Annotated in this window: 12 protein-coding genes; 7 read left to right on the top strand and 5 right to left on the bottom strand. The window is 61.3% G+C overall.

Annotated features, from left to right (window positions below; translation table 11 throughout):
* The coding region (locus tag EOA22_RS12900; RefSeq protein ID WP_164755392.1) for a response regulator at positions 1 to 362 on the top strand (362 nt) is incomplete at its 5' end.
* A gap of 86 nt (positions 363 to 448) precedes the next feature.
* The gene (locus tag EOA22_RS12905; RefSeq protein WP_013531859.1) at positions 449 to 1,156 is read left to right on the top strand and encodes a DeoD-type purine-nucleoside phosphorylase; all 708 of its coding nucleotides are present in this window, start codon (positions 449 to 451) and stop codon (positions 1,154 to 1,156) included.
* 9 nt (positions 1,157 to 1,165) lie between these two features.
* Here the strand turns inward: EOA22_RS12905 and EOA22_RS12910 are convergent, their stop codons facing one another.
* From EOA22_RS12910 to EOA22_RS12920, 3 genes are read right to left on the bottom strand one after another with little or no spacing between them, the layout of a single operon-like run.
* On the bottom strand, positions 1,166 to 2,383 hold the full coding sequence (locus EOA22_RS12910; RefSeq protein WP_063167924.1) for a cytochrome c: 1,218 nt from the start codon (positions 2,381 to 2,383) through the stop codon (positions 1,166 to 1,168).
* Positions 2,380 to 4,146, bottom strand: coding sequence for a GMC family oxidoreductase (locus EOA22_RS12915; RefSeq protein ID WP_024503527.1), 1,767 nt, complete (start codon positions 4,144 to 4,146; stop codon positions 2,380 to 2,382). Before EOA22_RS12915 ends, EOA22_RS12910 begins: the two co-directional genes overlap by 4 nt.
* A 2-nt stretch (positions 4,147 to 4,148) precedes the next feature.
* A complete protein-coding gene (locus EOA22_RS12920; RefSeq protein ID WP_244514297.1) occupies positions 4,149 to 4,775 on the bottom strand; it encodes a gluconate 2-dehydrogenase subunit 3 family protein in 627 nt (208 codons plus the stop codon).
* Between the two features lie 588 nt (positions 4,776 to 5,363).
* On the opposite strand from EOA22_RS12920, the gene EOA22_RS12925 reads away from it, so the two are divergent.
* Positions 5,364 to 5,801, top strand: coding sequence for a VOC family protein (locus EOA22_RS12925; RefSeq protein ID WP_063167925.1), 438 nt, complete (start codon positions 5,364 to 5,366; stop codon positions 5,799 to 5,801).
* A 10-nt stretch (positions 5,802 to 5,811) separates the two neighbouring features.
* Here the strand turns inward: EOA22_RS12925 and EOA22_RS12930 are convergent, their stop codons facing one another.
* Complete coding sequence (locus EOA22_RS12930; RefSeq protein WP_063167926.1) at positions 5,812 to 6,117, bottom strand: ribbon-helix-helix domain-containing protein; 306 nt, start codon at positions 6,115 to 6,117, stop codon at positions 5,812 to 5,814.
* Positions 6,118 to 6,324: 207 nt separating this feature from the next.
* Here EOA22_RS12930 and EOA22_RS12935 point away from each other — a divergent pair, with 207 nt between their 5' ends.
* From EOA22_RS12935 to EOA22_RS12945, 3 genes are all read left to right on the top strand, one after another.
* Positions 6,325 to 6,720, top strand: coding sequence for a VOC family protein (locus EOA22_RS12935; RefSeq protein ID WP_027161507.1), 396 nt, complete (start codon positions 6,325 to 6,327; stop codon positions 6,718 to 6,720).
* A gap of 81 nt (positions 6,721 to 6,801) precedes the next feature.
* Positions 6,802 to 7,332 (top strand): Twin-arginine translocation pathway signal, encoded by a 531-nt coding sequence (locus EOA22_RS12940; RefSeq protein ID WP_063167927.1) that lies wholly within the window; start codon positions 6,802 to 6,804, stop codon positions 7,330 to 7,332.
* Positions 7,333 to 7,378: 46 nt separating this feature from the next.
* The gene (locus EOA22_RS12945; RefSeq protein ID WP_127390005.1) at positions 7,379 to 8,950 is read left to right on the top strand and encodes a GMC family oxidoreductase; all 1,572 of its coding nucleotides are present in this window, start codon (positions 7,379 to 7,381) and stop codon (positions 8,948 to 8,950) included.
* Positions 8,951 to 9,015: 65 nt separating this feature from the next.
* Here the strand turns inward: EOA22_RS12945 and EOA22_RS12950 are convergent, their stop codons facing one another.
* A complete protein-coding gene (locus EOA22_RS12950; RefSeq protein WP_024503521.1) occupies positions 9,016 to 9,429 on the bottom strand; it encodes a hypothetical protein in 414 nt (137 codons plus the stop codon).
* Positions 9,430 to 9,741: 312 nt separating this feature from the next.
* Between EOA22_RS12950 and urtA the strand changes: the two genes are divergently transcribed.
* The coding region (gene urtA, locus EOA22_RS12955) for an urea ABC transporter substrate-binding protein (protein ID WP_127390006.1) at positions 9,742 to 10,831 on the top strand (1,090 nt) is incomplete at its 3' end.

Here is a 10,831-nt window from a genome sequence, read left to right on the forward strand (position 1 = left end):
CCACGGTGCTGCTCGTCGAGGACGAGGATGCCGTGCGCATGGGCGGCATGCGGGCGCTGACCTCGCGCGGCTACACCGTGCACGAGGCGTCGTCGGGCGTCGAGGCGCTGGAAGTGTTCGAGGCGCTGGGCGGCAAGGTCGATATCGTCGTTTCCGACGTGGTGATGCCGGAAATGGACGGGCCGACGCTGCTCGGCGAATTGCGCAAGCGCCAGCCCGACATCAAGTTCGTCTTCGTGTCCGGCTATGCCGAGGACGCATTCGCCAGAAACCTGCCGGCAGATGCGCATTTCGGCTTCCTGCCGAAGCCGTTTTCGCTCAAGCAACTGGCCACGATCGTCAAGGACGTGCTGGAGTCCTAAAGCCTTCCCCATGTTCCTCCTTGCGCAACGCCGTGACAACGCCATGATTGAGGGGTGAACGGCAGGAAGGCTTAGGGGAGCAACCGGTGACGCCGCACAACGAAGCGGACAAGGACGACTATGCCGACACGGTGTTGTTGCCGGGCGACCCGCAACGCGCCGAATGGATGGCGCAAACGTTCCTGGAAGCGCCGCGCTGCATCAATCGCCGACGCGGCACGCTTGGCTTCACCGGCTTGTTTCGTGGCAAGTCCATCAGCATTCAAGCGACGGGCATCGGCGTTTCATCGTTTCTGATCTATGCGCATGAACTGCTGGACCATTATGGCGCCCGGACGCTGATCCGTACCGGCACCTGCGGCAGCCTGACCGCAAAGGCAAAGCTGCGCAGCCTTGTCATCTCGCAATCGGCACAGGCGGAAAGCGCCCAGAGCGGCCAGGTTTTCGGCCTTTATGGACCGGCTGGCCCGGACCCGGCGCTCCTCGCATCGTCACGGGCCAAGGCGGTAGAATTTGGCATCGACCATCATGTCGGCCTGACGGTCTGCAGCGACATCTTCTATCACCCGGATGGGCGTGCCCGTTTTGCCGATGCACGGGCGCAAGGAGCCCTGGCCGTGGATATGGAAACCAGCGCGCTCTATGGCATATCGGAGCATTTCGGAGCACGTGCGTTGTCGATGTGTGTCGTGGTGGACAACATCGAGACCGGCGAACAGACCGACTATTCCGAGCGCCAGGCGCTTTTCACCGACATGAGCCGTCTGGCGCTCGCTGTCGCAGCCGAGAGCTAGAGTACGGGTCTACTGGGTCAATCCCTTGCGTACGGCAGCGACATCGCCGGACGAGACTGCAGGAGCCGCGTTGCCCCAACTGGCGCGCACATAGGTCAAGACGTCGGCGACCTCCTGGTCTTTCAGGCGCCAGGCCAGGGAAGGCATGGCGGGCGTCGTCGGTGCATCGGCCGTGTGCACGGCCTGGCTGCCGGCAAGGACGAGCCGGGCCAGTGTTTCGGCACTGCCCTGCGCGACGATCGAATTGCCGGCAAGGGAAGGGAAAAGCGCGCCTGACCCGGCACCATCTCCACCATGGCAGGCCGAGCAATTGTCGCGATAGATTGCCTCGCCCGCGGTCATCCGTGTTGCGTCAGGCTTTGCCGGTTGGGCGCTGTCGACATCCGAGCCCAGGCTCTTGAGGTAGACTGCAACCGCCTTGAGATCGGGATCGGTCATTTTCGACGTGGAGTTCTCGATGGCCTCCGCCATCGGACCGGAGGCAATCGAATGCGCATTGACGCCGGTCTTGAGGTATTTCACCAGATCCTCTTCCGACCATTTGCCCAGGCCCGATTGCGCATTGTTGGTGATGTCGGGGGCAAACCAGCCCTGCAGGGAGGCACCTTGCAGGAACTCGCTGTCCTTATCGGCGCCAAGGAAAGATTTGGGCGAGTGGCAGGTGCCGCAATGGCCCGCTCCCTGGACGATATAAGCGCCGCGATTCCACTCCGCCGACTTGGAGGGATCCGGCTGAAAGCTTGCTTCGGTGAAGTTGAGGGCATTCCAGCCCAGCATCGCCAGCCGGATGTTCAACGGGAACGGCAGCTGATTGGCTTCGACCTTGTTCGATACCGGTTGAACCGTCGTCAGATAGGCCCACAAGTCGGAAATGTCCCGATCGTTCATCCTGGTATAGGCGGGGTAGGGCATTGCGGGGTAGAGCCGCACACCATTGTGGCCGATGCCTGACTTCATCATGCTGCGGAAGTCGGCTTCCGACCAACTGCCGATGCCCGTCTCGCGGTCAGGCGTTATGTTGGGCGGCACAAGCGCGCCGAACGGCGTTTCGAGCGGCAGGCCGCCGGCCAGCGGTTTGCCCTCGGCTCGCGTATGACAGCCTGCACAGTCGCCGAGCACCGCCTGATACTGTCCACGTATGATCTGGTCCGCCTGGTCGGCACTCCATGCCGGGCCGCCAGTGAGGGCCGCAGCACCGATGGCGAGCGTGAGAACGAGCTTGTTCATGCCTGCACCAGGGGTGCACCGGGATTGCGCAGATATTGATTGCGGATGGCATCGGCGGCGCGGAAAGCGAGCGCGCCGACCGTTCCTGTCGGATTTTTGCCGGCATTCTGCGGGAAGGCCGACGCACCGATGACAAAGACGTTGGGGACGTCCCAACTCTGGAGGAAGGTGTTGACCGCGCTCTTCTTCGGGTCCGTTCCCATGATGGCGCCGCCCGTATTGTGGGTGCTCTGGTAGGGGACGCTGTCCCAGCCTTTCTTGCGGCGGCTGACGGCGTACTGCTTTCCGCCGAGCGCCTTGGCAATTTCCTCCATCCGGTCGCAGACATAGTTCGACATGCGGATGTCGTTGTCGGGAAAATCGAACGTCATGCGCATCAGCGGCCGCCCGAAACGGTCCTTGTAGGTCGGGTCGAGGTCGAGGTAGTTGTTGCGCGTCGCGTAGCTGCTTCCCTGGGACGAGTAGCCAAGCGTGCTCTTGTAGCCCTCGACCGTTGCCTTCTTCCAGGCGCTGCCCCATTTCGGCGTGCCGGGCAGGGTCGGCCTGGTTCCGATCGGGCGCCCGTTGGTGGGAATGCAGTTGATGCCCGCACCGCCGACGAAGTCCAGCGCGCCGTGGTCGAACGCGTCACCATTGTAATCGTCGATCGTCTGGCCGAGCGCGCCTGCGGCGATGAACGGGTTGAAGTTCTTGTCGTCGAAGAACACCTGCACGCCGGCGTTTGTCTGGTAGCAGTAATTGCGCCCAACCGTTCCTTCGCCGCTGCCGGGGTCGTAGATCTTGCCGATGCCGGACAGCATCATCAGCCGGGCATTGTGCAGGCCGTAGGCGCACAGCAGCACCAGATCGGCCGGCTGGAAGTACTCCTCGCCTGAGGTATCGACGTAGGTCACGCCGCGCGCCGACTTGCCTCCGGGAGCCAGATCGACATGCAGTACCTCGCTGTCGGTGCGGACTTCGAAATTGGACTTCTTCATCAGCACCGGAAGGACGGTGGTCTGGGCGCTCGACTTCGAATAGTTGGCACAGCCGAAGCGTTCGCAGAATCCGCAATAGGTGCATTGACCCATGGCGATGCCGAGCGGGTTGACATAGGCCCGCGACATGTTGGCGGATGGGGTCGGGAAGGGATGCAGGCCGATCGACCGGCCGACCTCGGCGAACAGGGTTGGCGCGTAGGTCATCTGCATCGGCGGGTTCGGATAATCCCGCGACCTTGGATCCTCGAACGGATTGCCGCCTTCCTGCAACTGCCCCTTGATATTGCCGGCCTTGCCCGAGATGCCTGCCAGATACTCGAACTGGTCGTAATAGGGCTCCATCTCCGCGCCGGTCACGCCCCAGTCCTCGACCTGGAGATCGGCGATTCTCGATGCACCATATTTCTTGGTCAGATTGGTCTTTATCTGAAAGTCTGAATCCCAGAACCGCCAGGTGTGGCCGTTCCAGTGGACGCCGGCGCCGCCGACGCCGTTGCCGGGGAGGAAGGAGCCGAAATCGCGCATCGGCAGCGCCTTCTGCGATGGGTCGTTGCGCACCGTCATGGTTTCCACGGCGGGCTGCAGGAAGAGGTCGCGCCGGATGCTGTAGCGCAACTCATCCTGCGCGTAGCCGATGTTGAAATCGGTTGCCGTATCGCGCCAGGGGCCGCGTTCTATAGCCACCACGTCCAGGCCCTGATCGGTCAATTCGTGGGCCAGAATGGATCCCGTCCAGCCGAGGCCGACGATCACGACGTCTTTGCGAGGCAGTATCTTGGTCATGATCAGGCGCCTTTGCCGAGCCATTCGGGGCGCCCGATGATCGAGACAGGCGGCTGCGGATATGGCTGATTGTGTTTGCTGACATGGTCGCGGTAGTCGTAGCGGGCGCCTGGAAAACCAAGCATGCGCCACGAGACCATGTCCTTGTTGCCGCCATAGACGGGGTCGGCAAAGAACCCCTCCATGGTGTTCTGCAGCAGAAGCCCGAAGAAACCCGGCCCCTTGACGCCATTGGGCAGGTCGACCTTCCCGGCCTCCATAGCCGTCAGGAAGGCATCCTGTTCGGCCGGTGCGAGCTCGACGAATGTCTTGCCGTCCCGCTGTTTCAGGAAAGCGTCGATGGCGGCAAGCCCGGTGCGGTAACGCTGCGCCGGATTGGCCTCGCCCTGATAGCCCTGGGTGGGCAGTCCAGGCAGAAACGGGCCTTGCGTGTAAAGCCGGCTCGACGCACCGAACGCCCCCATCAACTGCCTGTCGATATAGACGGCGCAACCGGCTTCCTTGCCGCCCATGCTGAGCTCGTCGGCCGGAATGATGCGGTCGACGATCGCCTCGACTAGAGCTGCTTCCTGGGCCGAGAAAAAGTGCCAGCCGCCTGCCACGACCTGCGTCGGTGGATCGGATGTCATTGGCGTCCAGGGCAAAGTGCCCGAGAACGATCGCGCAAAACCGGCCGATGTCGCGGTTGCCGTAAACATTGCGACCGAGGACAGGAAAAGACGCCGATTCATTCGGACAGGGTTGCGACGGTTCATATTAGGAATCTCAAAAATAAGAGAGCACGCTTGGGAAGTGATTCCCAAGTATTCATGACAACGATAGTTAGGTTAAGCCGCAGATCGAATGCCGATAGACTGCGAGATGAAAATGACCTCGTCAACCACATCACAAAATCGTTAGCGAGGGTTTGGTCTACTGTCGATCAGGTCTGCTTGTGCTGTTGGAAGCCGGTTTTCGCCCGGAACTTGGGCTGCAGCGTCGCCTCTTGCAGAGCGTCCTGGCATACGCGGCCGGATACTGGACCGATAGAAACAGCATCGTGCCATCAGGCATGAATCAGGGACAGCCACAGACCGGCTGGCGTTCGAGGTAGTGGTCGACACCAGGGCGCCACCGCGACGTATCACGAGGCGTTCCGGACCCCTTGATCATACCTGCTCAGCTGGCAAGCAGCCTAATGAGTTTACGACCTGGACGACGCCTTGTAGACTGAACACATGGCGCTCAAACGGATGGACAACATAGGAATCGTCGTCGATGACCTCGAAGAGACGATTGGTTTCTTTGGCGAGCTCGGCCTTGAGCTCGAAGGGCGGGCCACGATCGAAGGAGAATGGGCCGGACGTGTCACTGGACTGGGCGATCAACGCGTCGAGATTGCCATGATGCGGACGCCGGACGGCCACAGCCGGCTCGAACTGTCCCGCTTCCTCACGCCGCCTGCCGTCTCGGATCACCGCAACGCCCCGGTTAACGCCCTCGGCTACCTCCGCGTCATGTTCGCCGTGGACGACATTGAGGGGACGCTTGAAAGGCTCCGCAATCGCGGTGCGCGGCTCGAAGGCGAAGTTGTCCAGTATAGAGACGTGTATCGGCTCTGCTACATTCGAGGGCCCGGAGGGCTTCTCATAGGGCTCGCGCAAGAACTAAGCTGAGCGCAATGCGCTAAGCGGCCTGCCGCTTCGGCACCATCTGCTCATCCATCCCCGGCCGATGGCCGCGCAGATAGAGCGCGCAGGTGGTGCGCAGCATCGACGCAAAGTTCGGGATGGCGCCGTTGATCTCTATGGCTTCGTCATAGAGCTTGGAGATGAATTTCGGCGTCGTCAGGTTCTGGTTTTCGGCGATCTCGTCAAGCAACGCCCAGAACGTCGCTTCGAGCTGGATGCTGGTCGAGTGACCGTCGATGCGAATCGAGCGGTTGATCTGGCGATAGCCTTCGGGGTCCTGGCCCGCAAACACCCTGCACATCCGACAAACCTCCCATGATTGTTGGTCTTGGGTGGACGGCGTGCAGTTTGATACTGCTTGACCTGTCCCCACACGTATTCTCGGGCAAAATTGCCGGTCCGGCAATCGGACTTTCGTCCCGTTCGCGGCTGCGGGCGTGGTAACCGGCTGCCACCACCTTTTGTCCGCGCCGCGCATAATCGCCTCCACACCAGCGCGGAGACTAATTTGGCCAAGGCGATCCACAGTATGATCCGGGTTCTCGACGAGACCCGATCGGTCGATTTCTACAGAAACGCCTTCGGGCTCAATGTCGCCGACAGGCTGGATTTCGAGACGTTCACGCTCCTTTACCTCAGCAATGCCGAGGCAGGGTTCGAGCTCGAACTGACCGTGAACAAGGATCGGCAGGAAGCTTACGGGCTCGGCGACGGCTACGGTCACTTCGCTGTCTCCGTCGCCGACCTCGACAGCGAACATGACCGTCTCGGTGCGCTTGGCCTGAATCCGAAGAAGATCGTCGAGTTCAACCGCGACGGATCGCTGATCGCCCGCTTTTTCTTCATCGAGGACCCCGACGGCTACAAGATCGAGGTTCTGCAGCGCGGAGGTCGCTTCCAATAGGAGACATAGCAGTCGCGCCGGCAGGTGCGGCGCCAGCAAACGCACTCTCAACAGTGCACATAGCAAGCAGGGAGGAATAAAATGGTCACGATCTATGACGCGAAGCCCGGGCTTTCCCGTCGTGAGCTTCTCAAACGCGGCGGCATCGGGGCGCTGCTCGTCATCTCCGGTAGCGCCGTCATCAGCCCTGAACATGCCTGGGGGCTCGAGACATCGGCACTCAAGCCCGAAACCATGGCGACGCTGATCCAGATGGCGCGTGACATCTATCCGCACGATCAGGTGCCGGACAAATACTACGCCATTGCCGTGAAAGGTCATGACGAGCAGGCCGGCAAGGACGCCGCCTACAAGGCGATGCTCGAGGATGGCATCGCCGACCTCGACAAGAAATCCGGTGGCGGCGGCTATCGCGGCCTCGGCTGGGAGGACCAGCGCGTCGGCGTGCTGAAGCAGATCGAGGCGACGCCGTTTTTCCAGGCCATCAGAGGCGGCCTTGTGGTCGGCCTCTACAACCAGAAAGAGGTGTGGCCGATCTTCGGCTACGAGGGCGAGTCCTATTCCAAGGGCGGCTACATCGCGCGCGGTTTCGACGACATCGAGTGGCTCTGAGCTCCGTCGTTCCTGAACCCGCAAACAGAAATCATGGGAGGAAACCATGGCAGCTTCATTTGATCTGAACAACGACGGCGTGGTCGTCATCATCGGTTCGGGCGCCGGCGGCGGCACGCTCGGCAACAAACTTGCCCAGAAGGGTGTCGACGTCGTCATCCTGGAAGCCGGCGCGCGCCACGAATACGAGGATTTCGTCAATGACGAGTGGGGTTCGTTCGCCCAGCTCGCCTGGACCGACAAGCGCACCACGTCCGGCGACTGGCGCGTGGCAAAGGATTTTCCGAACCTGCCGGCCTGGATCGTCAAGTCGGTCGGCGGTTCGACCACGCATTGGGCGGGAGCCTCGCTGCGCTTCCAGGAGCACGAGTTCAAGACGCTCTCGACCTATGGCAAACTGGAAGGCGCCAACCTGCTCGATTGGCCGATCACGCTGGCCGAGATGGAGCCCTACTACGCCAAGGCCGAGGCCAAGATGGGCGTCACCGGCACCAATGACTGGCCGCGGCTGCCGGGCAACAACAATTTCAAGGTGTTGAAGGCCGGCGCCGACGAGCTCGGCTACAAGGAATGCCACACCGGCAACATGGCCATCAACTCGGTCGATCGCGACGATCGTAATTCCTGCCAGCAAACCGGCTTCTGCTTCCAGGGCTGTAAATGGGGCGCCAAATGGTCGACGCTCTACACCGAGATCCCCAAGGGCGAGGCGACAGGCCATCTCGAAGTCAGGCCGAATGCCATGGCGATCAAGATCAACCACGACGCCAGCGGAAAGGTGACCGGCGTCGTCTACGCCGACAAGGACGGCAAGCTGCAGGAGCAGAAGGCGCGCATCGTCGCGGTTGCCGGCAACTCGATCGAGAGCCCAAGGCTGCTGCTCAATTCGGCGTCGGGAAAATTCCCCGATGGGCTTGCCAACTCGTCGGGCCAGGTCGGCAAGAACTACATGCGCCACACCACCGGCTCGGTCTATGCCATCTTCGACAGGCCGGTGCATATGTATCGCGGCACCACCATGGCCGGCATCATCCGCGACGAGGCGCGGCATGATCCGTCGCGTGGGTTCGTGGGCGGCTACGAGTTCGAGACGCTGTCGCTCGGCCTGCCGTTCATGGCCGCATTCCTCGATCCGGGCGCCTGGGGGCGCTCGTTCACCACCGCACTCGATCACTACGACCACATGGCCGGCCTGTGGATCGTCGGTGAGGACATGCCGCGCGCGGAGAACCGCATCACGCTGCATGCAGACGAGAAGGACGCACACGGCATGCCGATCGCCGACGTGCATTTCGACGACCATCCGAACGACACGGCGATGCGTAACCACGCCTACAAACAGGCTACGGCACTTTACGATGCGGTCGGCGCCACCCGCACCTTCCCGACGCCGCCCTATCCCTCGACCCACAATCTCGGCACCAATCGGATGAGCGAGAAAGCGGAAGACGGCGTCGTCAACAAGCACGGCCAGGCGCACGACATCAAGAACCTGTTCGTGTCGGACGGCAGCCAGTTCACCACCGGGGCCGCCGAAAACCCGACCCTGACGATCGTGTCGCTGGCGATCCGCCAGGCCGACTACATCGCCGCGCAGATGTCGGCAAAGACGATCTAGTCACATCCTCCCGACGGACTGCTGGCGCGGAACCCGCAAGGTTCCGCGCCTTTTTCTTGCCACCCTTATTGCTTGGTGCAGGTCGATGCGGTGAAGGCGCCGTCGGGTTGCTTCATGATGATGTCGAAGGAGGGCACGGTTTCGCCGTCAAGCGTCGCCTGGGTCAGCGACAGCGAGTTGCCGCCGGCGGTGTAGCCGCCCAGTGGTCCCAGCCAGGAAATCACGCCGTTCGCATCCATTTGGTAGTTGTACCCTTGCTGAGCGGGGCCGAAGCCGCCGAGGCTGGTGTAGACAGGGCCGCTGTAGACGTTCCCCTTGATGGTGATGTCGCCGAGGCTGAGGAACATGCCAAGCAGGTACACTTCGCAATGATAGGTGCCGTCAGGCATCTTGCCATCGCTGAAATCGGCTCGCGCGGCTCCGGTTGCTGCGGCCAGAAGCAGTATGCCGATGAAAAAGCGTGAAATCCCTGAAATCATGACGTCGCTCGTTTGAAGAGCGAGCTTGCCCTATTTTTGCACCGCGCCGCAACATCGGTCGCCCAAGGCGCCGCTATTCAGATCAAAATCTAGGCAGTCTGGGAGAATGAGCGAAAATTAGGCAAAAACTGTGTAAGCTGCGCAAATTTCCCTCAATCGATTTCTGGCCGGCTCTCTTTGTTTTGGAAGCCCTATGTTCCAAAGCGCTGATATCTATGAACTATTTGTACCCTTTCGGGATCGCTGGAGCGGTTGGCATGGGGGTTGCATTGTAGTGTTGCGGTGCAATCAACTAGCTTGGGAGTCCGTAATATGAGGGGTAATTTCTCGACAATAACAAAAATGTTTTCGGCTGGTGCGGTCGCCGCCGGCCTGTTGATGTCGGCTCCGGCCAAGGCCGCCGACGACACGATCAAGGTCGGCATTCTCCATTCGCTCTCGGGGACCATGGCGATTTCGGAGACGACACTGAAGGACGCCATGCTGATGCTCATCGACGAGCAGAACGCCAAGGGCGGCCTGCTCGGCAAGAAGCTCGAGGCGGTGGTCGTCGATCCGGCTTCCAACTGGCCGCTGTTTGCCGAAAAGGCGCGCGAAATGATCTCCAAGGACAAGGTGGCGGCGGTGTTCGGCTGCTGGACCTCGGTGTCGCGCAAATCGGTGCTGCCGGTGTTCTCCGAACTCGACAACATCCTGTTCTATCCGGTCCAGTATGAGGGCGAGGAGAGCGAGCGCAACGTGTTCTACACGGGTGCGGCGCCGAACCAGCAGGCGATCCCGGCGGTCGACTATCTGATGAGCGAGGACGGCGGTTCGGTTAAGCGCTGGGTGCTGGAAGGCACCGACTACGTCTATCCGCGCACCACCAACAAGATCCTCGAGGCCTATCTGAAGGCCAAGGGCGTGGCGGCTGAAGACATCATGGTCAATTACACGCCGTTCGGCTTCTCCGACTGGCAGACCGAGGTTTCGGCGATCAAGAAGTTCGGTTCGGCCGGCAAGAAGACCGCCGTCGTCTCCACCGTCAACGGCGACGCCAACGTGCCGTTCTACAAGGAACTCGGCAACCAGGGCATCAAGGCCGAGGACATTCCGGTCATGGCCTTCTCGGTCGGCGAGGAAGAGCTTGCAGGTCTCGACACCGCGCCGCTGGTCGGCCATCTCGCCGCCTGGAACTATTTCGAGAGCATCGATACGCCCGAGAACAAGAAGTTCATCGCCGACTGGCACAAGTTCATCAAGAACGACAAGCGCACCACCAACGACCCGATGGAGGCCCATTATATCGGCTTCAACATGTGGGTGAAGGCGGTCGAGAAGGCCGGCACCACCGATCCGGACAAGGTCATCGACGCCATGATCGGCGTGTCGGAGCCGAACCTGACCGGCGGCTATTCGACGA

This window comes from Mesorhizobium sp. M7A.F.Ca.US.014.04.1.1, from assembly GCF_003998745.1.
Classification (GTDB): Bacteria; Pseudomonadota; Alphaproteobacteria; order Rhizobiales; family Rhizobiaceae; genus Mesorhizobium; species Mesorhizobium ciceri.